The sequence below is a fragment of the Streptomyces sp. NPDC111507 genome (assembly GCF_055638955.1).
Window position 1 is genome coordinate 150,912 of sequence record NZ_JBVKBU010000011.1, and the last position, 20,985, is coordinate 171,896.

The window sequence follows — 20,985 nt, forward strand, 5'->3', positions numbered from 1 at the left end:
CCGAACGGTACCTTCCCCGGCCGTCGTTGTGTGAACGGCCGGGGAAGCTGGGGAGTGCCCATGAACGGAGGGCAAACAGGCCCAAGTAGGGGCCCGTTGGGAGCTACTCGCCCACTTCGCCGTAGGCGGCGAGGAGCACCGCCGGGTCGGGGCCCTCCAGGACGGTGGGCTTGGCCAGCCCGTCGAGGACGATGAAGCGCAGCAGGTTGCCGCGGGACTTCTTGTCGACCTTCATGTTCTCCAGCAGCTTGGGCCACTGGTCGTAGCGGTAGCTGAGCGGGAGGCCGACGGACTCCAGGATCGTGCGGTGGCGGTCGGCGGTCGCGTCGTCCAGCCGGCCCGCCAGTCGGCCCAGTTCGGCGGCGAAGTGCATGCCGACGGAGACGGCCGCGCCGTGCCGCCACTTGTAGCGCTCGTTCTTCTCGATGGCGTGCGCGAGGGTGTGGCCGTAGTTGAGGATCTCGCGGAGCCCCGACTCCTTGAGGTCGCCCGAGACCACCTCGGCCTTCACCTTGATGGAGCGCTCGATGAGCTCGGCGGTGTGCGGGCCCGCGGGCGTCCGTGCCGCCTCGGGGCCGGACTCGATGAGCTCGAGGATCACCGGGTCGGCGATGAAGCCGGCCTTGATGATCTCCGCGAGCCCGGAGACGAAGTCGTTGACCGGCAGCGAGTCGAGCGCGGCCAGGTCGCAGAGCACGCCCGCGGGCGGGTGGAAGGAGCCGACGAGGTTCTTGCCCTCGGCGGTGTTGATGCCGGTCTTGCCGCCGACCGCCGCGTCCACCATGCCGAGCACGGTGGTGGGAACGGCGATCCACCGCACCCCGCGCAGCCAGGTCGCCGCGACGAACCCGGCGAGGTCGGTGGTGGCGCCGCCGCCCACGCCGACGATGACGTCGGTGCGGGTGAAGCCGGACTGGCCGAGCGCCTTCCAGCAGTAGGCGGCGACCTCCGCGGTCTTGGCCTCCTCCGCGTTGGGCACCTGGATGGCAACGGCCTCGAAGCCCTGTCCGGCCAGGTCGGCGCGGAGCGCGTCCCCGGTCTCGGCGAGCGCCTCGGGGTGGATGATCGCGACGCGCTGGGCTCTGTCGCCGATCAACGTGCCCAGTTCACCGAGGAGTTGACGGCCCACCAGGACCTCGTACGGGTCGGTGCCCGCGGTGCCGCCGACCTGGATACGCGTCACTGCCTCGCTCATGCTTCCTTCAACTCCAGTGCGTCGAGGACGGCTTGGGCGACCTCTTCGGGGGTGCGGCCGTCGGTGGGCACGACCGCGCGGGCGACTTCGGTGTACAGGTGGCGGCGGGCCTCCATCAGCTCGCGCCACTGCCGGCGCGGGTTGACGGCGAGCAGCGGACGGGCCGCGTTCAGGCCGGTGCGCTGGACCGCCTCCTCGACGTCCATGGAGAGGTAGACGACCTGGTGCCCGGCGAGCAGCGCGCGGGTGTCGGCGTCGAGGATCGAGCCGCCGCCCAGCGCCAGTACCCCGTCGTGCTCGGCCAGCGCCTTGTGCACGGCGCTCTTCTCGATGGCACGGAAGGCCGGCTCGCCCTCGTCGACGAAGATGTCGGCGATGGTGCGGCCCTGCTCGGCCACGATGTCGTCGTCCGTGTCGCGGTAGGCGCGGCCGAGCCGGGCCGCGACCAGCGCGCCGACGGTGGACTTGCCGACACCCATCGGCCCGACGAGGACGACCAGCGGTCCAGCGGTCACCGCACGACCAGGTTCTCGAGGTAGGACTCGACGTTGCGCCGCGTCTCGGGCACGCTGTCGCCGCCGAACTTCTCGGCCACCGCGTCCGCGAGGACGAGGGCAACCATCGCCTCGGCGACGATTCCGGCGGCCGGGACCGCGCAGACGTCGGAGCGCTGGTGGTGGGCCTTGGCGGCTTCGCCGGTCGCCACGTCGATCGTGGCCAGCGCGCGCGGCACGGTCGCGATCGGCTTCATCGCGGCGCGTACGCGCAACAGCTCGCCGGTGGTCAGACCGCCCTCGGTGCCACCGGAGCGGCCGGAGGTGCGGCGGATGCCGTCCTCGGTGTGGACGATCTCGTCGTGGGCCTTGGAGCCGGGCACACGGGCCAGTTCGAAGCCGTCGCCGACCTCGACACCCTTGATCGCCTGGATGCCCATGAGCGCGGCCGCGAGCCGGGCGTCGAGGCGCCGGTCCCAGTGCACGTGCGAGCCGAGGCCCACCGGCACGCCGTACGCGAGCACCTCGACGACGCCGCCGAGCGTGTCGCCGTCCTTGTGGGCCTGGTCGATCTCCGCGACCATCGCCTTCGACGTGTCGGCGTCGAGGCAGCGCACCGGGTCGGCGTCGAGCCTCTCGACGTCCGAGGGCTTGGGGTAGACGCCGTACGGGGCCTTCGCCGCGGCCAGCTCGACGACGTGCGAGACGATCTCGATCCCGGCCGTCTCCTTCAGATACGAACGGGCCACGGCGCCCAGCGCGACGCGGGCCGCGGTCTCCCGGGCGGAGGCGCGCTCCAGGATCGGCCGGGCCTCCTCGAAGCCGTACTTCTGCATGCCCGCGAGGTCGGCGTGGCCGGGCCGGGGCCGGGTCAGCGGGGCGTTGCGGGCCAGCTCGGCGAGGATCTCCGGGGCGACCGGGTCGGCCGCCATGACCTGCTCCCACTTGGGCCACTCGGTGTTGCCGACCATGACGGCCACCGGCGAGCCGAGGGTGAGACCGTGCCGGACACCGCCCAGGAAGGTGACCTCGTCGCGCTCGAACTTCATCCGGGCACCGCGTCCATAGCCCAGGCGCCGCCGGGCGAGGTGGTCCGCCACCATCTCCGTGGTGATCGGCACGCCGGCGGGAAGGCCCTCCAGCGTCGCGACAAGTGCGGGACCGTGGGACTCCCCCGCGGTCAGCCAGCGCAACCTGCTCAACGGTGCTCCTCATGCTCGCGCCCTGGTACTGCTGCTGCGTACACGCGTCCTCGTGTACGGCGACGGCGCGACCGGGTGCGCGGCCCGGGTCCGCCACCCCCGATCCTCCCACGTCCGGGCGCGGTGCCCCGCCGCAGGTCCATCAGGCGGGACGGCGCCCGGCCCGCCGCGGCGGTGCTCAGCGGCTCGCGAGGGCCTGCTCGCCCGCCTTCCGCATGGCGTCGAGGGGCGCCGGGGCGCGTCCGGTCATCCGCTCGACCTGGAGCACCGCCTGGTGCACGAGCAGGTCGAGTCCGCTGACCACGGCGCCGCCGTAGCCGGACCAGCGGGCCGCGAGGTCGGTGGGCCACGGGTCGTACAGCACGTCGAAGAGCGTCGCGGGCCGTTCCGGGACCGCGGCGGACAGGGCGTCCGTCGCGCCCGCGGGGGTGGTGGCAATCACGAGCGGGGCGCGCAGGGCCTGCGCGGCGTGCGCCCAGTCCGCCGTACGGACCTCCAGGTCGAGCCGCTCGCCCCACTGCCGCATCTCGGCGGCCCGCTCCGCGCTGCGGACGTAGGCGACGACCTCGCCGCTGCAGATCCGGGCGAGCGCGGCCAGCGCGGAGGAGGCGGTGGCGCCCGCGCCGAGGATCGCGGCGGAGTCCACCTGCTCGATCCCGCGCTCGCGCAGCGCGGCGACCATCCCGGGGATGTCGGTGTTGTCGCCGACGCGACGGCCGTCCTCGGTGAACACGACCGTGTTGACGGCCTCGACCGAGGCCGCCGTCTCGGTGACCTCGTCGAGCAGCGGGATGACGGCCCGCTTGAGCGGCATGGTCAGCGACAGACCCGCCCACTCGGGACCGAGGTCCCCGAAGAACCCCGGCAGCGCCTCCTCGTCGATCTCGAAACGGTCGTAGGACCAGTCGCCGAGTCCCAGCTCCCGGTACGCGGTGCGGTGCAGCACCGGGGAGAGGGAATGGGCGATCGGGGAGCCGAGTACAGCAGCCCGCCGGGCGTCAGTTGCCCGAGTTGGCATTGAACTTGTCCTTGAGCTTCTGGAATTCCGCAAGGTTCTTGGCGAATTCGGTGTTGCTCTGACCGTCGGTCGCCACGAAATAGATCCAGCCGTCGCTGGTCGGGTTCAACGTCGCCGTGATCGCGTCGTCACCGGGGTTGCCGATCGGCCCGGGCGGCAGACCCTTGCGCGTATAGGTGTTGTACGGGTCCTTGTTGCTGTTGATCTCGGACTCGCTGATGTGGATGTTGCTCTGGCCCTTCAGGTAATTGAAGGTCGAGTCGAACTGGAGCAGCCTGTTGGTCTCCGTGTTCGTGACCTTGAGGCGGTTGTAGACCACCTCGGCCATCTTGCGGAAGTCGTCGTGCGTCTTGCCCTCGGCCTGGACGAGGCTCGCGACCGTGACGACCTGGAGCGGGTTCTGCAGGTTCAGTTCCTTGGCCTTGGCCACGAGGTTGTACGCCGCGTACTTCTCCTTGGCCTGCGTCACCATCTGCTTCAGGATCGCCTCGGGCTTCATGCCCTTGGCGGCGGGATAGGTCGCCGGGTAGAGGAATCCTTCCAGCGGATCCTTTATGTCCTTGTTGTCGTTCGCCCAGCTGGGAAGTCCGAAGGTCTTGTACTCCTTCTTGGCGATCTTCCCGGTGGTGCCGTCCGCGAGATCGAGCCTCTTGTCGATCGCCTGATAGACGACGACGTTGCGCTGCCCAGGGGCGACGATCACGTTGTTCTGGCTCTTGGGATCGAGCATCAGCTTGACCGCGCTGGCGGCCGACATGCCCTTCTTCAGCACATACGCGCCCGCCTGGATCTTGTCCCCATCGGGGGTCTGCTGCTGGGCGGACACGAAGGCGTCGACACTCTTGACGACTCCGGCCTCCTTCAGCACCCGCCCGATCGCGGAGCCCAACGCACCCTTGGGGATCTCGACCGTCACCTCGCCCGTGCCGCCACCCGCGTAGTCCGGAGCCGGGCCGAAGCGATTTTGATAGGTGTGGTACCCGTAATATCCGATTCCGCCGATACCGCCGCCAAAGACCAGCACGACCATCAGGCAGGCGCAGCCGCTGCGGCGCTTCTTGCCCTTGTCGCCCTTGCCGCCGCGGCCCTTCCGGTCGCCTCGGCCTGCCTTCGGATCGTCGTCGTCGAGGTCGTCATCGTCGTCGCCGCCCGCGAAGAAGGCGTGTTCGCCCTGGTCGGGTCCCGGATCCCAGTCGGTCTCCGGTTCGGGCTCGGCGCGGCGACGGGCGGGCGGCTCCGGCGGCGGATACGCGTCGGGGGTGTTGTAGAAGTCGGGCTGCTCACCGGTGTACCCGGCGGCCTGGTTCCCGTACGGGTCGTTCGGGTCGGCGGCGTAGCCGACCTGGTGCTGCGTCCCGTTGTCCCAGCCGCCGTCGTGGTACTGCTGCTGGTTCTGTCCGTTGTACTGCTGCTGGCCCTGATCGACGTACTGCTGCTGCCCTTGGCCGGGGTACTGCTGCGGGTACTGCTGCTGCCCCTGACCGTGGAAGTGCTGCCGGCCCTGGTCCTGATACTGCTGCCCGCCCTGGCCCTCGTACCGCTGCTGGTTCTGGGCGCCGTACTGCTGCTCCTGGCCGTAGCCGCCCTGCTGGTCGGGGCTCCACTCGCCGTACTGGGACTGCTGGTGCTGCTGTTGCGGCTGCTGCGGGTAGTGCTGCGGCTGGCCGCCGTAGGGGGACTGGCCGTCGGCGGCCTGTCCTCCCCATCCGCCGTCCCCGTACAACGGGTCCTCCGGATTCCACGGTTCGGAGCCTGCGCCCCGGCCATACTCAGTCATCGATCCCCTAGAGCCGCGAGGCGGTGGCTGCTGTCGCTGGTGGCTCGGCTCCCGTCCGCCTCTTCGCTGTGCGGTGGCTGTTCGAACACCACCACATCGCGCGGAACGTTACCGTATCGCGATCAGATGACCACTTCGACGCCCTCACCCGGTGGGTTGCCTGACGCCCGTTCGGACTCCAGAGCCTGCTGCAGGATGACGACGGCGGCCGCCTGATCGATGACGGACCTGCCCTTTTTGGACTTCACGCCCGACGCGCGTAGACCCTGACTGGCCGTCACTGTGGTCATCCTCTCGTCGAGGAGCCTCACGCCGACGGGCACGATCGCCCGGGCCAGCTCCTGGGCGAAGGCGCGCACCTTCACGGCGGCGGGACCCTCGCCCCCCTTGAGGGAGCGAGGGAGCCCGACGACGACCTCGATCGGCTCGTACTCCTCGACGAGTTGCTTCAACCGGCGCTGAGCGGCCGGGACATCGCGCCCCGGCACGGTCTCGACCGGAGTCGCGAGGATCCCGTCGGGGTCGCACGAGGCGACCCCGATCCGGGCGTCCCCGACGTCGATCGCGAGCCGGCGGCCGCGGCGCATGCCCCGGCCGTCCCCGCTCCGCTGCTGATCGTCCGTGCTCACTTGGCCGTCTCGGCGACGAGCCGCTCGACCGCGTCGACGGCCTCGCCGATGGCGGCCGGGTTCTGGCCGCCGCCCTGGGCGACGTCCGGCTTGCCGCCACCGCCGCCGCCGAGGGTCTTGGCGGCCGTACGGACCAGGTCACCGGCCTTGAGGCCACGCTCGCGGGCGGCCTCGTTGGTGGCGATGACCGTGAGCGGCTTACCGCCCGCGGTGGTGAACAGGGCCACGACGGCGGCCCGTCCGCCCTGGATGCGGCCGCGTACGTCGAGGACCAGCTTCCGCAGGTCGTCGGCGCTCGTGCCGTCTGGGACCTGACCTGTGACGAGAGCCACACCGCGGACGTCCTTGGCGGACTCCACGAGACCGGCGGCGGCCTGCAGGACCTTCTCCGCGCGGAACTTCTCGATCTCCTTCTCGGCGTCCTTCAGCTTGCCGAGCATGGCGGAGACCTTCTCCGGGAGCTCCTCGGGACGGCCCTTGATCAGCTCCTGGAGCTGAGCGACGACCGTGTGCTCGCGGGCCAGGAAGTTGTAGGCGTCGACGCCCACCAGGGCCTCGATACGCCGTACGCCGGAGCCGATCGAGGACTCGCCGAGCAGCTTGACCAGGCCGAGCTGCGAGGTGTTGTGCACATGCGTGCCGCCGCACAGCTCCTTGGAGAAGTCGCCGATGGTCACGACGCGGACGCGCTCGCCGTACTTCTCGCCGAACTCGGCGATGGCGCCCTGCTTCTTGGCCTCGTCGAGGCTCAGGATCTCGGCGTGCACGTCCAGGTCGCGGGTGAGCACCTCGTTGATCTTCTGCTCGACGTCGGTCATGACGGCCGTCGGAACGGCCGAGGGAGAACCGAAGTCGAAGCGGAAGCGGCCGGGCTGGTTCTCGGAACCGGCCTGGGCGGCCGTCGGGCCGAGGGCGTCGCGCAGGGCCTGGTGGGTGAGGTGCGTGGCCGAGTGGGCGCGGGCGATGGCCGTCCGGCGACGGGAGTCGATGGTGGCCTGGGCCTGGGCACCGACGGTGACCTCGCCGACCTGGACGACGCCCTTGTGGACGTACACACCCGGGACGGGCTTCTGGCAGTCGCGGATCTCGATGACGGCACCGGTGTCGACCTTGATACGGCCGGTGTCACCGATCTGGCCGCCGCCCTCGGCGTAGAACGGGGTGCGGTCGAGGACGATCTCGACCTCGTCGCCCTCGGTGGCGGCGGGCGAGGAGACACCGTCGACCAGGATGCCGACGATGCGCGACTCGCCGTCGGTCCGGTCGTAGCCGATGAACTCGGTCTCACCGGCGGCGTCGGCGATCTGACGGTAGGCGCCGAGGTCGGCGTGGCCCGTCTTCTTGGCCTGGGCGTCGGCCTTGGCCTTGTCCCGCTGCTCCTTCATCAGACGCCGGAAGCCGTCCTCGTCCACCGAAAGGCCCTGCTCGGCGGCCATTTCGAGGGTGAGGTCGATCGGGAAGCCCCAGGTGTCGTGGAGCAGGAAGGCCTTGTCGCCGGCGAGCACCGTGCCGCCGGACTCCTTGGTGTCGGTGATGGCCGTGTCGAGGATGTTCGTGCCGGCCTTCAGCGTCTTGAGGAAGGCGGCCTCCTCGGCGAGGGCCACGGTCTCGATGCGCTGCCGGTCGGTGACGAGCTCCGGGTACTGCTGGCCCATCATCTCGATCACGACGTCGATGAGGTCCTTGACGACCGGACCGGTGGCGCCGAGCAGCCGCATGTTGCGGATGGCGCGGCGCATGATGCGGCGCAGCACGTAACCGCGGCCCTCGTTGCCGGGGCTCACGCCGTCGCCGATGAGCATCACGGAGGTGCGCATGTGGTCGGTGACCACGCGCAGCGAGACGTCGGACTCGTGGGCGGCGCCGTACTCGACGCCCGTGAGCTCGGTGGCCTTCTTGATGACGGCCATGGAGGTGTCGATCTCGTACATGTTCTGCACGCCCTGCAGAATCATGGCGAGGCGTTCCATGCCGAGGCCGGTGTCGATGTTCTTGCTGGGCAGCTCGCCGAGGATCTCGAAGTCCTCCTTCGAGATGCCCTCACCGCGCTCGTACTGCATGAAGACCAGGTTCCAGATCTCCACGTAGCGCTCGTCGTTGACGGCCGGGCCGCCCTCGACGCCGAACTCGGGGCCGCGGTCGTAGTTGATCTCGGAACAGGGGCCGCAGGGACCCGGGACGCCCATGGACCAGTAGTTGTCCTTCTTGCCCAGGCGCTGGATGCGCTCGGCCGGGACACCGATCTTGTCGCGCCAGATGGACTCGGCCTCGTCGTCGTCGAGGTAGACGGTGATCCACAGGCGCTCGGGGTCGAGCCCGTAACCACCCTTGTCCTGGGGCGAGGTGAGCAGCTCCCAGGCGTAGGTGATCGCGCCTTCCTTGAAGTAGTCACCGAAGGAGAAGTTGCCGCACATCTGGAAGAACGTGCCGTGCCGGGTGGTCTTGCCGACCTCTTCGATGTCGGGTGTGCGCACGCACTTCTGCACGCTGGTGGCGCGCGACCACGGCGGCTTGACCTCACCGAGGAAGTACGGCTTGAAGGGCACCATGCCCGCGGGGACCAGGAGCAGAGTCGGGTCGTCCGCGATGAGCGACGCCGAGGGAACGACAGTGTGACCGCGCTCCTCGTAGAAGCTCAACCAGCGGCGGCGAATCTCGGCCGACTCCATCAGTGGTCCTCATTCCGGTTGTACGAGTACGTCGACCTCTCGACGTACGTCGGGTTCTTGCTGTGGTTCGGACTGTTCTCGATCGCGGCGATACGCCGGGGCGCGGGCAGCTCGGGGTGGCGATCGAGCCCGAGTGCCTCGTCGAGTTCGGCCTCCCGCTCGGCCATGCCGTCGCGGACGTCGAGCGCGAAGTCCTTGAGCCGGTGCCCGGCCTCGATCGCCTTGTTCGCGGCCTGGGCCGCGAGGCTCTCGGGGGTCAGCTGCTTGATTTTGCGGTTGACCTTGGTGGTGGCCCACACACCCGCGGCTGCGCCGGCGGTGAACCAGAACGTACGGCGGAACATCGCTGCGTCAGTCCTTCTTCCGCTTTCCCCGTCGCGCGGACGGGACGGTGCGGCCCACGATCACGGTACGACGGGAGGCCTTGGGGGGCACATTGTCCTTGCGGCCGCCGATGGCCCGGCGGACGCCGTAACCGAACGCCGCGACCTTCACCAGCGGGCCGCCGAAGGTGGACGCGACGGTCGTGGAGAGCGCCGACGCGTTCGAGGTGACCTCCTGGACGTCCGACGCGATGGCGTCGACCCGGTCGATCTGGGTCTGCGCGGAGCGCACCGCCGCGGAGGCGTCGGCCAGCAGCGGGACAGCCTGGTCGGTCACGTCCGCCACGAGCTTGGTGGTCGCCTTGAGCGTCTGGGCCAGCCTCGCCAGTGCGACGGCGAGGAAGGAGACCAGGATCGCCCAGAAGACGGCCACCAGGATCCCGGCCACCTCTCCACCGGACACTGTTCGCACCCGCTCCCTAGTACGTGCCTGCCAGTACCTGCCCGGACACCGTGTCTGATACCTGCCTGGACATCGTGCCTGAACATCAAAAAGTCGTCCCCCGAGCCTATCGCGCCGGGGCCGCCGCTCCGTACCGCATTACCGGCTGCCGGGCCCGGACTTGCGCGAAGTGATTGTACGGACCGCTTACGGGTCAGTACGCTCCGTGTCCCATGCGAGCTTCTGAGTGCTCCGACCGGTCCGCACCCGGCAATCTGCCCCTGGAACTCAACGCGTTCGTGGGGCGCACGGCCGAACTCGCACGGCTGGCGGAGGCGCTGGGGCAGGCCCGGTTGGTGACGGTGACGGGCATGGGCGGCGTGGGCAAGTCACGCCTCGCGGCACGGGCCGCCGCACACACCCGGCCGCGCGACGGATCATGGCGGGTGGAGCTGGCCTCCGTGCGCGATCCGGATCTCGTCGCGTACGCGCTCGTGGAGGCCCTCGTTCTGGCGGACCAGACGTCGAGGCCGCCCCACACGCTGCTCCTCGACCATCTCGCCGAGCGTCAACTCCTGCTGGTCGTGGACGGGTTCGAGCATCTGGTGGACGCGTGCGCCGCGCTGGTGGGCGAACTGCTGCGGCATGCGCCGGGCCTGCGGGTGCTCGCCGTGGGCCGCAGGCCGCTGGAGGTCGAGGGCGAGGTGCTGTTCCCGCTGGCCCCACTGTCCGAGCGGGAGGCCGCGGAGCTGTTCACGGACCGAGCGGCGGCCCGGGTGCCCGGGTTCGCGCTGGACGACGGCAACCGGGCGGACGTCCTGGAGCTTTGCCGATGCCTGGACGGGATCCCGCTCGCCGTCGAACTGGCCGCCGGCCGGCTGAGCGCCCTCTCCCCCGGGCAGCTGCTGTCCCGGCTCGACGACCGCTTCCGGCTGCTCACCGGCGGTGGGCGTGACGCCCTGCCACGCCACCAGACGCTGCGGACGGCGATCGGCTGGAGCCATGAGCTGTGCACGCCCGAGGAGCGGCTGCTGTGGTCGCGGCTCTCGGTGTTCGCCGGACCGTTCGACCTGGAGGCCGTCGAGTACGTGTGCAGCGGTGACGGACTGCACGCCGACGACGTCCTCGACGTGCTGGGCGAGCTGCTCGCCCAGTCGGTGCTGGCGCGCGAGGAGACGGCGGCCGGCCTGCGCTACCGGATGCTGGACACGGTGCGGGCGTACGGCGCGGACTGGCTGGTGGCGGCGGGCGACGCGAGCCGGCTGCGCCGCCGCCACCGCGACTGGTACATGGGCCTGGCCACCTGGTGCGAGCTGGACTGGTTCTCGCCGCGGCAGGGTGAGGTGGCCGCGCGCATCGAGACGGAGCTGCCGAATCTGCGCTGCGCCCTGGAGTACAGCCTGACTGAGCCGGGCGAGACGCATCTGGGCCAGTACCTGGCGGGCAGCCTGTGGTTCTACTGGGTCGGCTGCGGCCGGCTGGCGGAGGGGCGGCACTGGCTGGAGCGCGGGGTGGAGCTCGACAGCGACCGCGAGCAGTCGCGGCTGAAAGCCTTGTGGGTGCTCGGCTATGTGGCGATCCTCCAGGGCGACATGGTGCCCGCGCTCACCGCGCTCCAGGAGTGCCGCGAGGAGGCAGAACGCACCGACAACCCCACCGCGATCGCCTACGCCGAGCACCGCACCGGCTGTCTGGCGCTGATCGGTGACGACATGGCACGCGCGGAAACCCTGCTGCGCTCGGCGCTCGACCGCTACCACGCGATCGGCGAGCTCAACAGCAACGTGCTGATGGCCCAGGTGGAGCTGGCGATGGCGCTGGCGTTCCGGGGCGATCTGCCGGGCGCGGTGCGGCTCTGCGAGGACGTCCGCCGGGTCTGCGAGGACCACGGGGAGCGCTGGGCGCTCGCCTACGCGCTGTATGTGCTGGCGTACGAGGCCCAGACCGCGGGCGATCCGGGGCACGCCCGGGAGCTCCTGGAACAGAGCCTGGACATCGGGCACGCCTTCCACGACCTGCTCGGCACGGTCCTCGCGATCGAGCTGCTGGCGCTGGTCACGGAGGCGGAGGGCGATCCGGCCGAGGCCGCGCTGCTGCAGGGGGCGGCGGCCCGGCTGTGGCCCTCGGTGGGCCTGCCGCTGTTCGGCTCGGCGTACTACAACGTGCCGCACGAGCGGTGCGAGGCCGGGGCCCGGCGGCGGCTGGGCGACGAGCGGTACGAGGAGTGCGTACGGGCCGGGTCTCGGCTCGGGCGGGAGGCGGCGGTCGCGCGGGCACTGCGGAGGCCCGGTCCCCGGCCGCTGGGTGCGGTGCCCGCGCCGCGCGGGCTGCCCCCGGACATGCGGAAGCCCGCCGTCTCGCCCACCTCGAAGGGCGGGGAGACGACGGGCTGACGCGCAGGTGGTGCTACGTCCGCTGAAAGACGATCAGCGGGCGTAGTACTCGACGACGAGCTGCTCGTCGCAGATCACCGGGATCTCCTTGCGGTTCGGCTCGCGGTCCAGGCGGAACGCCAGGGCCGGGAGGTTCACCTGGAGGTAGCGCGGGGTCTCGCCGTCGGGGGCGAAGCCACCGGCGCGGGAGACCTCGAACAGCGTCTTGCTGCGGCTGCGCTCGCGGACCATCACGACGTCGTCGGGACGGACGCGGAAGGACGGCTTGTCGACCTTCTGGCCGTTGACCTCGATGTGGCCGTGAACGACCATCTGGCGGGCCTGGTAGATCGTGCGGGCGATGCCCGAACGCAGGACCAGCGCGTCGAGACGGCGCTCGAGCTCGATGATCAGGGCCTCACCGGTCTTGCCCTGGACCTTGGAGGCACGCTCGTAGGCGCGGACGAGCTGACGCTCGGACACGTCGTACTGCGCGCGCAGACGCTGCTTCTCGAGCAGACGGACCTTGTAGTCCGAGTTCTGCTTGCGGCCGCGGCCGTGCTCGCCCGGCGGGTAGGGGCGGGCCTCGAAGTACTTGACGGCCTTCGGGGTCAGCGCGATGCCGAGGGCACGCGACTTCTTGACCTTGGGGCGGGACTGATTCGCCACTTTTTCTCTTTCCGTGATTTCGGCTCACCAGAGTTAAGGGAGGTCGCAATCCGCAGCCCGGGAAACCCCGCGGGTCCTCGAGGGACCTGCTGGGCAGCCGCTCCTGGGTCTGGGCACATACGTGCAGCACGCGAGTGGCCCACCGACCGTTCCCGGAGACCGGGTGGTGGTGGGCTGCCCGCGACACCTTCGACGGTGCGCGACGCTCCTGGAATCCCTCCGCAACGGCAGGGGCTCCGGCTGGATGTCCCGTTCTGGTGGTGCCGACCGGAGCCGGACACGGGACGCAGCGCTTCGCGTCATGTTACAGGGTGGTCAGGACCGCCCTCTACCGAGGTGCTTCCTGGTCCACTCCACCGCGTCCGCGTAGCGCGCCTCGGCGCCGTGCCGGGTCGGCGTGTAGTACTCCCGGTCCTTGAGCTCTTCCGGGGCGTACTGCTGGGCGGCGATGCCCTCGGGCAGGTCGTGCGGATACACATACCCCTGGGCGTGCCCGAGCTTGGCCGCGCCCTTGTAGTGCCCGTCGCGCAGGTGCATCGGCACCGGGCCCGCGTGCCCCTTGCGTACGTCCTCCATCGCGGCGCCGATGGCCATGGTCGCGGCGTTGGACTTCGGGGCCAGGGCGAGGGCGATGGTGGCGTGGCTGAGGGTCAGCGCGGCCTCGGGGAAGCCGATCATGGCGACGGCCTGGGCGGCGGCCACGGCTGTGGGCAGCGCGTTCGGGTCGGCGAGGCCGATGTCCTCGCTGGCGGAGATCATCAGACGGCGGGCGATGAAGCGGGGGTCCTCGCCCGCCTCGATCATCCGGGCCAGGTAGTGCAGTGCGGCGTCCACGTCGGAGCCGCGGATGGACTTGATGAGGGCGCTCGCCACGTCGTAGTGCTGGTCGCCGTCGCGGTCGTACGTCACGGCGGCGCGGTCGACGGTCTCCTCCAGGGTCTGGAGGGTGATCTCCGGCTCGCCCTTGTCGAGCGCCGCGCCGGCGGCGGCCTCCAGAGCGGTCAGGGCGCGCCGGGCGTCTCCCCCGGCGATGCGCAGCAGGTGCCGCTCGGTGTCCTCGGGGAGGGTGACGGCCTCCTTGAGGCCGCGCTCGTCGGTGAGGGCCCGGCGCAGCAGGCCGCGCAGGTCGTCGTCGGTGAGCGGTTCGAGGGTGAGGAGGAGGGAGCGGGACAGGAGCGGGGAGATCACCGAGAAGTACGGGTTCTCGGTCGTGGCGGCGATCAGCGTCACCCAGCGGTTCTCGACGGCCGGGAGCAGGGAGTCCTGCTGGGCCTTGCTGAAGCGGTGGATCTCGTCCAGGAAGAGGACGGTCTCCTTGCCGAAGCCGCCGGTGGCGCGGCGGGCGCCATCGATGACCGCGCGGACTTCCTTGACGCCCGCGGTGATCGCGGAGAGCTCCACGAAGCGCTTGTTGGTGGCCTTGGAGACGACGTACGCGAGGGTCGTCTTGCCGGTGCCGGGCGGGCCCCAGAGGATCACCGAGGAGGGTCCGGCCGGTCCGCCGTTCCCCTCGCCGACGAGTCTGCGCAGAGGTGAGCCCGGCTTCAGCAGATGCTGCTGGCCCACGACCTCGTCGAGGGTACGCGGGCGCATCCGTACGGCCAGGGGGCTGCTGGACGGGTCCTTCTCCTGGCGTTCTTCTGCTGCGGCGGTGAACAGGTCGGGCTCCACGTCCAAAACCCTATGTCACGCCACTGACAATCCCCGCGGGGCCGTCAGCTGGTCCAGAAGTCCCACCAGCGGGTCAGGATCAGCATCCCGATGATCCCGATGTGCACGACGGGCAGGACCCAGGTGAACTCGCCGAAGAAACTCTTCAGCCAGCGCGGGGCGGGCAGGAAGTCGTTGCGGATGTTCGACGAGGTCACGTACCAGAACATGATGATCGTGGCGACCCAGGCCAGCGAGCACCACAGGCACAGCGAGTTGATCCGGTACAGCGACTGGAACTGCAGCCAGGTGCAGAATCCGACGCCGAAGAGGGTGCCGGCGTTGAAGGTCAGCCAGTACCAGCGCGGGTAGGTGACCCGTGCGAGCAGGCTCATACCGACGCAGATCACGATGCCGTACGCGACGAGACCGAGCATCGGGTTGGGGAACCCGAAGGCCGCGGCCTGCTTGCTCTTCATGATGTTGCCGCAGGAGACGACCGGGTTCAGGCTGCATCCCGGCACGAAGTTCGGGTTCTCCAGCAGCTTGAACTTGTCGATCGTGATGACCCACGCGGCGAGCAGACCGGCCGCACCGGTGATCACGAGCAGCACGGCGAGCGCACGGCTGCCGCCGACCGTCCGGGGACCGTCGGAGCGTTCCTGGTCGATGGAGACGTCCTTGACTGTCGTCTTGCTCATCACGCCGTTTCCGTAGTCTCGAAGGGCCTGCGGGCAAGCGACATTGTGCCGCACCCACATGTGTGTCCACCGTTCGATGGACATAAGGAGGTACGCACGGTCGTCCCGGAGCGTTCGTTCCGGCGGCATGCTCGTCGGCATGACAACACACGCGAACGAACTCGCGGTGGACGTACGGGGGCTGCGCAAGCAGTACGGGGACGTGACCGCCGTCGACGGCATCGATCTCGGCATCCGCCGCGGCGAGGTGTTCGGCCTGCTCGGACCCAATGGCGCGGGCAAGAGCACCACGGTGGAGATCCTCCAGGGCAACCGCGGACGGGACGCGGGCGAGGTGTCCGTGCTCGGCTCGGACCCGGCGACGGGCACACGCGCGTGGCGCTCTCGGGTCGGCATCGTCTGGCAGGACGAATCGGCACCCGCGGAGTTGACGGTCGACGAGACCGTACGGCACTTCGCCCGCTACTACCCGCGGCCCCGCGACCCGCAGGAGGTCATCGGGCTCGTCGGTCTGGAGGCGAAGGCGGGCAGCCGCATCAAGACGCTCTCGGGCGGCCAGCGCAGGCGTCTGGACGTGGCGCTCGGGGTGATCGGCGGCCCCGAGCTGCTGCTCCTGGACGAACCGACGACCGGCTTCGACCCGGCCGCCCGCCGCCAGTTCTGGGACCTGATCCGGAAACTGGCCGACGAGGGCACGACCATCCTGCTCACCACGCACTACCTGGAGGAGGCGGAAGCGCTGGCGGACCGGCTCGCGGTCGTCGCGCGGGGCCGGGTCGTCGCGGAAGGCGAACCCGCCGCACTGCGCGAACGCTTCGGCACCGAGGCGACCGTCGAGTGGACGGAGGCCGACGGCACCGAGCGCCGTGAGCGCACGGACACCCCCACCCGCACGGTCGCCGAGCTCACCCGCCGCTTCGACGGCGAGATACCCGGGCTGAGCGTGACCCGTCCGACCCTGGAGGACGTCTATCTCCGCCTGACCGGACAGGAGAACGCGCGATGACCCTGACGACCGTACGCGTACGCGGTGAGGCCTCCTCCGTGCCGCTGCCCGGAGCCTGGGGCCTCGGTCTGCGGCGGGGCGCCCTGGAGATCAAGCAGTTCTTCCGTCAGCGCGACCAGGTGGTGTTCACCTTCGCCTTCCCCGTCGTCTTCCTGTTCCTCTTCGCGTCGATCTTCAAGGACGACGTGCGGGGCGCGGGCATCACCGCCTCCCAGCTGTACGTCCCCGCGATGATGGCCGCGGGCATCATGTCCACCAGCTTCCAGTCCCTCGGCATCTCCATCGCCATCGAGCGGGACGAGAAGGTGCTGCGGCGGCTGCGCGGCACTCCGATGCCGCCGGCCGCGTACTTCCTGGGCAAGATCTGGCTGGTCCTGGTCACCGGCCTCCTGGAGACGGCGATCCTGCTCGTCGTCGGCACGTCGCTGTACGACGTGAAGCTGCCCTCGGATCCCGCCAAGTGGGCCGATTTCGCCTGGATCTTCGTCCTGGGCCTGACGGCCTGCGCCCTGCTCGGCATCGCGATCAGCTCGGTGCCGAAGACCGGCAAGAGTGCCACGTCCGTCGTCGTACTCCCCTTCCTCGTACTGCAGTTCATCTCCGGGGTCTACATCGCCATCGACACGATCCCCGACTGGATGCTGAACATCGGCGCCCTGTTCCCGCTGAAGTGGATGTGCCAGGGGCTGCGCGGGGTGTTCCTGCCCGAGTCGGCGAAGGTCCTGGAGCAGGCGGGCGGCTGGGAGTTCGGGCGGATCGCCCTGGTGCTGGGGGCCTGGTGCGTCGGAGGATTGCTGCTGTGTCTGCTGACCTTCCGCTGGAAGAACCGCCGCGACGGATGACCGAACGGATCGCCGGACCCGGCGGCGCGAAGAGCTCGTACACCTGGGACCGCTCCTTCCGGCTCTGGGACTCGTACTTCGCGGTCGTGTGCGTGGCCACCCTGGTGTTCGTGCTCGGCACGGGGCATCCGGGGTGGCCCCTGCGCCTCGTCTCGGCGGCGCTGCTGGTGGCACTGATTCCCTGGTACGTGATGGTGGGGCGGCCCGTCCTCGGCGCCGACCCGCCCGACGAACGCCGGGCCCTCGCCTATCTCGCGGGGGCGATCGTGCTGTTCCTGCCGTCGGGGATCCTCGTCGGTGAGACCCGGCTGATGACCTTCGCGCTCGTCCCCCAGTGCTTCATGGCGCTGCGGCTGCGCTGGGCGCTCGCGGCCGTGACGGTCATCAACATCGCGCCGGTGGCGGGCTGGGCACTGCTGTGGTGGCCGAGCGACCAGGACGTCTTCTTCAACTCGCTCTTCGCCGTGGTCACCCTCGTCTTCTCGGCGGCCGTCGGCAGCTGGACCATCCGCATCATCGAGCAGAGCCAGGAACGGGCCGAACTGATCGCCGAACTGGACGCCAGCCGCCACGAGCTCTCCCGGCTCTCCTCGGCGCACGGCGCGCTGGCCGAGCGGGAACGGCTCTCCCGGGAGATCCACGACACGCTCGCACAGGGCTTCACGAGCCTGCTGATGCTGGTGCAGGCGGTCGAGGCCGAACTCGACCACGACGTCCCGCAGGCTCGCCGCCATCTGTCCCTGATGGCGGAGACGGCCCGGCAGAACCTCGCCGAGGCGCGGGCCCTGGTCGCCGGGGGTGCGCCCGCCGACCTCGACGGGTCCTCGCTGCCCGACGCGCTGATCCGGCTGGCCGCGCGCCACGAGGCGACGGTCAGCGTCACCGGCCCGGTGCGCGCGCTGCCCGCCGGGCCCGAGGTCGTGGTCCTGCGTTCCTGCCAGGAGGCGCTCGCCAACGCCCGTAAGCACGCGGGGAGTTCGCCGACGATCGCGGTCGCCCTGACGTACGCCCACGATTCGCTGACGCTCTCCGTACGGGACGACGGCCCCGGCTTCGACCCCACCGCGCCGGTCGGCGGTTACGGTCTGACCGGGTTGCGCGCCCGGGCCGCGGAAGTGGGCGGCAGAGCCCGGGTGCGCAGCGCGCCCGGCGAGGGCACGACCATCACCGTCTGTCTGCCCGTTCCAAGGAGTGACCCGTGATCCGCATCGTCCTGGCCGACGACCATCCCGTCGTACGGGAAGGGCTGCGCGCGATGCTCAGTGCCGAGCCCGACCTCGATGTGATCGCCGACGCGTCGAACGGGCCGCAGGCGGAGGCGCTGGCGGCCGAACTCCGGCCGGACATCGTCCTGATGGACCTGCGGATGCCGGGGGGCGGGGGTGTCGACTCGATCGTGCGGATGACCGAGGCGGGGTTGGACTGCCGGGTCATCGTGCTGACGACGTACGAGACGGACCGGGACATTCTGCGGGCGGTCGAGGCCGGAGCCGCGGGCTATCTCCTCAAGGACCTCCCTCGCGCCGAACTCGCCGACGCCGTCCGCTCCGCCGCGCGCGGCGAGACCGTGCTGGCCCCGTCCGTCGCCGCCCGGCTCGTCGACCAGCTCCGTACGAAGCCGGAGAGGCCGAGGTTGTCCGAGCGTGAGACGGCGGTGCTGCGGCTGGTGGCGGAGGGCTGCACCAACGCCGAGATCGGGCGCCGCCTGTTCATCAGCGAGTCCACCGTGAAGACCCACCTGCTGCGGGCCTTCACCAAACTGGGGGTGGACGACCGAACCGCGGCGGTGACGAGCGCGATGCGCTTCGGCCTCCTGGACTGACCCCCGCCTCCAGGGTCTCGGGGGCGGGGGGCTGTGACATATGCGGCTCCACCGCGTGGGCGCGCCCGGCCCCCGCAGCCCGCGGTCGAGGACCCGGTCCTCAGCCCAGGCGCGTCTCGAGCTCCGCCACGATCTCGTTCACCCCGACCGCCACCTGCTCACCGGACTCCATGTCCTTGAGCTGCACCACACCCTCGGCAAGATCCCGCTCACCGGCGACGATCGTGTACCGCGCCCCCGACCGGTTCGCGTTCTTCATCGCCCCCTTGAGCCCCTTGGACCCGTAGGAGAAGTCGGCGGCGATACCGAGCTTGCGCAGCTCGGTCGTCTTGGCGAAGAGCACCCGACGGGCCTCCTCACCGAGCGGAACGGCGAACACGCTCGTGGCCGCGGGGAGTTCGAGCGAGACACCCTCCGCCTCCAGGGCGAGCACCGTGCGGTCGACACCGAGCGCCCAGCCCACCGAAGGCAGTGCGGGACCGCCGATCATCTCCGACAGCCCGTCGTAGCGCCCGCCGCCGCCCACCGCGGACTGGGAGCCCAGACCGTCGTGGATGAACTCGAAGGTGGTCCGCGTGTAGTAGTCCAGGCCGCGCACCAGCTTGGGGTCGTCCTCGAAGGCGACCCCCGCCTCCGTGATCAGTTCGCGCACCTCCTCGTGGTACGCCTTGCACGCGTCGCAGAGGTAGTCACGGAGCAACGGCGCGCCCACCAGCTGCTTCTGCACGTCGTCGCGCTTGTCGTCGAGGACCCGGAGGGGGTTGATCTCGGCGCGGCGCAGCGTGTCCTCGTCCAGGTCAAGGCCGCGCAGGAAGTCCTGCAGTGCCGCCCGGTACACCGGACGGCACTCCTGGTCGCCCAGCGAGTTCAGCAGGATGCGGAAGTCCCGCAGCCCAAGGGACCGGTACGCCTGGTCCGCCAGGATGATCAGCTCGGCGTCGAGCGCCGGATCCTCCGCACCGATCGCCTCGGCGCCGACCTGCGAGAAGTGGCGGTAACGGCCCTTCTGGGGACGCTCGTAGCGGTAGTAGGAGCCCGAGTACCAGAGCTTGACGGGGAGGTTGCCGGCCTTGTGCAGGTTGGCCTCCAGCGCGGCGCGCAGTACGGAGGCCGTGCCCTCGGGGCGCAGGGCGAGCTGGTCGCCACCCTTGGTCTCGAAGGCGTACATCTCCTTGGTCACGATGTCGGTGGACTCACCGACACCGCGCGCGAAGAGCTCGACGTTCTCGAAGCCGGGCGTCTCGATGTAGCCGTAGCCGGAGTTGCGCAGCGGCGCGGCGATCGCCTCGCGCACGGCGAGGTACTTGGCGCTCTCCGGCGGGATCAGGTCGTACGTGCCCTTGGGGGCCTTGAAGGTGCTCACGAAAGTCTCTCGTCACATTCCTCGTCGGGGAGCGGGTTCGGCGCCGCGCCCTTGGCGGTCCGCCGCCACCTGCCGCAGATACGGGTTGGTGGCGCGCTCCTGGCCGATGGTCGTCTGGGGGCCGTGGCCGGACAGCACCACGGTCGAGTCGTCGAGCGGCAGGCACACACGGGCCAGCGAGCCGAGCATCTCGTCCATGTCACCGCCGGGCAGGTCGGTGCGTCCGATGGAGCCGGCGAAGAGCAGATCGCCCGAGAAGAAGACCGACGGAATGTCCGTTCCGTCACGGGCTTCGGGCATCTGGAAGGTCACCGACCCCTTCGTATGGCCGGGCGCGTGCGCGACGGACAGCTCCAGACCGGCCAGCTCCAGCCGCGTGCCGTCGGTGAGCGTCCGCACGTCGTCCGGCTCCCCCACGGTCAGCTCCCCCATCAGCGGCATGCCGATGGACCGGCCGAGCGCCCGCTCCGGGTCGCTCATCATGTACCGGTCGTCGGGGTGGATCCAGGCCGGTACGTCGTGGGCGCCGCAGACGGGCACGACCGAGGCCACATGGTCGATGTGGCCGTGGGTGAGGACGACGGCGACGGGCTTGAGCCGATGCTTCTTGAGTGCGTCCTCGACTCCCTGGGCGGCCTGGTGGCCCGGGTCGATGATCACGCACTCCTCACCGGCGGCGGGGGCGACCAGGTAACAGTTGGTGCCCCAGGCCCCGGCGGGGAACCCGGCAATGAGCACGATCGTCCTTCGTGGTGGCGTACGCGTGATGCCGTACGGGGTGGGTGGCTGTGGATCAGAGCCTACCGGCGCT

Annotated in this window: 19 protein-coding genes; 5 read left to right on the top strand and 14 right to left on the bottom strand. The window is 70.3% G+C overall.

Annotated elements, in window-relative coordinates; genetic code table 11:
• Positions 1-103 precede the first annotated feature (103 nt).
• The 9 genes from aroB to ACZ7M2_RS35160 form a co-directional block, all read right to left on the bottom strand.
• A complete protein-coding gene (gene aroB / locus ACZ7M2_RS35120) occupies positions 104-1,195 on the bottom strand; it encodes a 3-dehydroquinate synthase (protein WP_471598737.1) in 1,092 nt (363 codons plus the stop codon).
• A complete protein-coding gene (locus ACZ7M2_RS35125) occupies positions 1,192-1,710 on the bottom strand; it encodes a shikimate kinase (protein ID WP_471598738.1) in 519 nt (172 codons plus the stop codon). Before ACZ7M2_RS35125 ends, aroB begins: the two co-directional genes overlap by 4 nt.
• Positions 1,707-2,891 (bottom strand): chorismate synthase, encoded by a 1,185-nt coding sequence (aroC, locus tag ACZ7M2_RS35130; RefSeq protein ID WP_352047897.1) that lies wholly within the window; start codon positions 2,889-2,891, stop codon positions 1,707-1,709. The genes ACZ7M2_RS35125 and aroC overlap by 4 nt, the downstream gene beginning before the upstream one ends.
• Positions 2,892-3,069: 178 nt before the next feature.
• Positions 3,070-3,909 (bottom strand): shikimate dehydrogenase, encoded by an 840-nt coding sequence (locus ACZ7M2_RS35135; RefSeq protein ID WP_471598739.1) that lies wholly within the window; start codon positions 3,907-3,909, stop codon positions 3,070-3,072.
• Positions 3,890-5,686 carry an endolytic transglycosylase MltG gene (gene mltG, locus ACZ7M2_RS35140; RefSeq protein WP_471598740.1) on the bottom strand — a complete coding sequence of 599 codons (1,797 nt, stop codon included), beginning with the start codon at positions 5,684-5,686 and terminating at the stop codon, positions 3,890-3,892. The genes ACZ7M2_RS35135 and mltG overlap by 20 nt, the downstream gene beginning before the upstream one ends.
• A gap of 122 nt (positions 5,687-5,808) precedes the next feature.
• Positions 5,809-6,273: a Holliday junction resolvase RuvX gene (gene ruvX / locus ACZ7M2_RS35145; protein WP_352048015.1), complete on the bottom strand. Its 465-nt coding sequence runs from the start codon at positions 6,271-6,273 to the stop codon at positions 5,809-5,811.
• Positions 6,274-6,311: 38 nt separating this feature from the next.
• Positions 6,312-8,984, bottom strand: coding sequence for an alanine--tRNA ligase (alaS, locus tag ACZ7M2_RS35150; protein ID WP_352047900.1), 2,673 nt, complete (start codon positions 8,982-8,984; stop codon positions 6,312-6,314).
• Positions 8,984-9,328 carry a DUF6167 family protein gene (locus ACZ7M2_RS35155; RefSeq protein WP_352047901.1) on the bottom strand — a complete coding sequence of 115 codons (345 nt, stop codon included), beginning with the start codon at positions 9,326-9,328 and terminating at the stop codon, positions 8,984-8,986. Before ACZ7M2_RS35155 ends, alaS begins: the two co-directional genes overlap by 1 nt.
• 7 nt (positions 9,329-9,335) lie before the next feature.
• Positions 9,336-9,779 (bottom strand): DUF948 domain-containing protein, encoded by a 444-nt coding sequence (locus ACZ7M2_RS35160; RefSeq protein WP_471598741.1) that lies wholly within the window; start codon positions 9,777-9,779, stop codon positions 9,336-9,338.
• 203 nt (positions 9,780-9,982) lie between these two features.
• Here ACZ7M2_RS35160 and ACZ7M2_RS35165 point away from each other — a divergent pair, with 203 nt between their 5' ends.
• Entirely contained in the window at positions 9,983-12,142 is a 2,160-nt protein-coding gene (locus tag ACZ7M2_RS35165) for an ATP-binding protein (protein ID WP_471598742.1), read from the top strand.
• Between the two features lie 33 nt (positions 12,143-12,175).
• On the opposite strand, the gene rpsD is transcribed toward ACZ7M2_RS35165, so the two are convergent.
• The 3 genes from rpsD to ACZ7M2_RS35180 form a co-directional block, all read right to left on the bottom strand.
• Entirely contained in the window at positions 12,176-12,790 is a 615-nt protein-coding gene (rpsD, locus tag ACZ7M2_RS35170; RefSeq protein ID WP_054233962.1) for a 30S ribosomal protein S4, read from the bottom strand.
• 315 nt (positions 12,791-13,105) lie between these two features.
• Positions 13,106-14,461: a replication-associated recombination protein A gene (locus ACZ7M2_RS35175; protein WP_471598743.1), complete on the bottom strand. Its 1,356-nt coding sequence runs from the start codon at positions 14,459-14,461 to the stop codon at positions 13,106-13,108.
• Between the two features lie 44 nt (positions 14,462-14,505).
• Complete coding sequence (locus ACZ7M2_RS35180) at positions 14,506-15,141, bottom strand: vitamin K epoxide reductase family protein (protein ID WP_471598744.1); 636 nt, start codon at positions 15,139-15,141, stop codon at positions 14,506-14,508.
• A 139-nt stretch (positions 15,142-15,280) separates the two neighbouring features.
• Here ACZ7M2_RS35180 and ACZ7M2_RS35185 point away from each other — a divergent pair, with 139 nt between their 5' ends.
• From ACZ7M2_RS35185 to ACZ7M2_RS35200, 4 genes are read left to right on the top strand one after another with little or no spacing between them, the layout of a single operon-like run.
• Positions 15,281-16,147 carry an ABC transporter ATP-binding protein gene (locus ACZ7M2_RS35185; protein ID WP_471598745.1) on the top strand — a complete coding sequence of 289 codons (867 nt, stop codon included), beginning with the start codon at positions 15,281-15,283 and terminating at the stop codon, positions 16,145-16,147.
• Positions 16,144-16,989: an ABC transporter permease gene (locus tag ACZ7M2_RS35190; protein WP_471598746.1), complete on the top strand. Its 846-nt coding sequence runs from the start codon at positions 16,144-16,146 to the stop codon at positions 16,987-16,989. The genes ACZ7M2_RS35185 and ACZ7M2_RS35190 overlap by 4 nt, the downstream gene beginning before the upstream one ends.
• On the top strand, positions 16,986-18,191 hold the full coding sequence (locus ACZ7M2_RS35195; RefSeq protein ID WP_471598747.1) for a sensor histidine kinase: 1,206 nt from the start codon (positions 16,986-16,988) through the stop codon (positions 18,189-18,191). Before ACZ7M2_RS35190 ends, ACZ7M2_RS35195 begins: the two co-directional genes overlap by 4 nt.
• A complete protein-coding gene (locus tag ACZ7M2_RS35200; protein ID WP_471598748.1) occupies positions 18,188-18,811 on the top strand; it encodes a response regulator in 624 nt (207 codons plus the stop codon). The genes ACZ7M2_RS35195 and ACZ7M2_RS35200 overlap by 4 nt, the downstream gene beginning before the upstream one ends.
• Before the next feature lie 100 nt (positions 18,812-18,911).
• On the opposite strand, the gene hisS is transcribed toward ACZ7M2_RS35200, so the two are convergent.
• A complete protein-coding gene (hisS, locus tag ACZ7M2_RS35205) occupies positions 18,912-20,174 on the bottom strand; it encodes a histidine--tRNA ligase (RefSeq protein ID WP_470051194.1) in 1,263 nt (420 codons plus the stop codon).
• A gap of 12 nt (positions 20,175-20,186) precedes the next feature.
• Positions 20,187-20,912: an MBL fold metallo-hydrolase gene (locus tag ACZ7M2_RS35210; RefSeq protein WP_352047909.1), complete on the bottom strand. Its 726-nt coding sequence runs from the start codon at positions 20,910-20,912 to the stop codon at positions 20,187-20,189.
• Between the last annotated feature and the right edge of the window lie 73 nt (positions 20,913-20,985).

Bases quoted from the DNA above. Each gene is read 5' to 3' on its own strand.
- aroB (WP_471598737.1), bottom strand. From the start codon at position 1,195: ATGAGCGAGGCAGTGACGCGTATCCAGGTCGGCGGCACCGCGGGCACC.
- ACZ7M2_RS35135 (WP_471598739.1), bottom strand. From the start codon at position 3,909: ATGCCAACTCGGGCAACTGACGCCCGGCGGGCTGCTGTACTCGGCTCC.
- mltG (WP_471598740.1), bottom strand. From the start codon at position 5,686: ATGACTGAGTATGGCCGGGGCGCAGGCTCCGAACCGTGGAATCCGGAG.
- ruvX (WP_352048015.1), bottom strand. From the start codon at position 6,273: ATGCGCCGCGGCCGCCGGCTCGCGATCGACGTCGGGGACGCCCGGATC.
- alaS (WP_352047900.1), bottom strand. From the start codon at position 8,984: ATGGAGTCGGCCGAGATTCGCCGCCGCTGGTTGAGCTTCTACGAGGAG.
- ACZ7M2_RS35155 (WP_352047901.1), bottom strand. From the start codon at position 9,328: ATGTTCCGCCGTACGTTCTGGTTCACCGCCGGCGCAGCCGCGGGTGTG.
- ACZ7M2_RS35165 (WP_471598742.1), top strand. From the start codon at position 9,983: ATGCGAGCTTCTGAGTGCTCCGACCGGTCCGCACCCGGCAATCTGCCC.
- ACZ7M2_RS35180 (WP_471598744.1), bottom strand. From the start codon at position 15,141: ATGAGCAAGACGACAGTCAAGGACGTCTCCATCGACCAGGAACGCTCC.
- ACZ7M2_RS35185 (WP_471598745.1), top strand. From the start codon at position 15,281: ATGACAACACACGCGAACGAACTCGCGGTGGACGTACGGGGGCTGCGC.
- ACZ7M2_RS35190 (WP_471598746.1), top strand. From the start codon at position 16,144: ATGACCCTGACGACCGTACGCGTACGCGGTGAGGCCTCCTCCGTGCCG.
- ACZ7M2_RS35195 (WP_471598747.1), top strand. From the start codon at position 16,986: ATGACCGAACGGATCGCCGGACCCGGCGGCGCGAAGAGCTCGTACACC.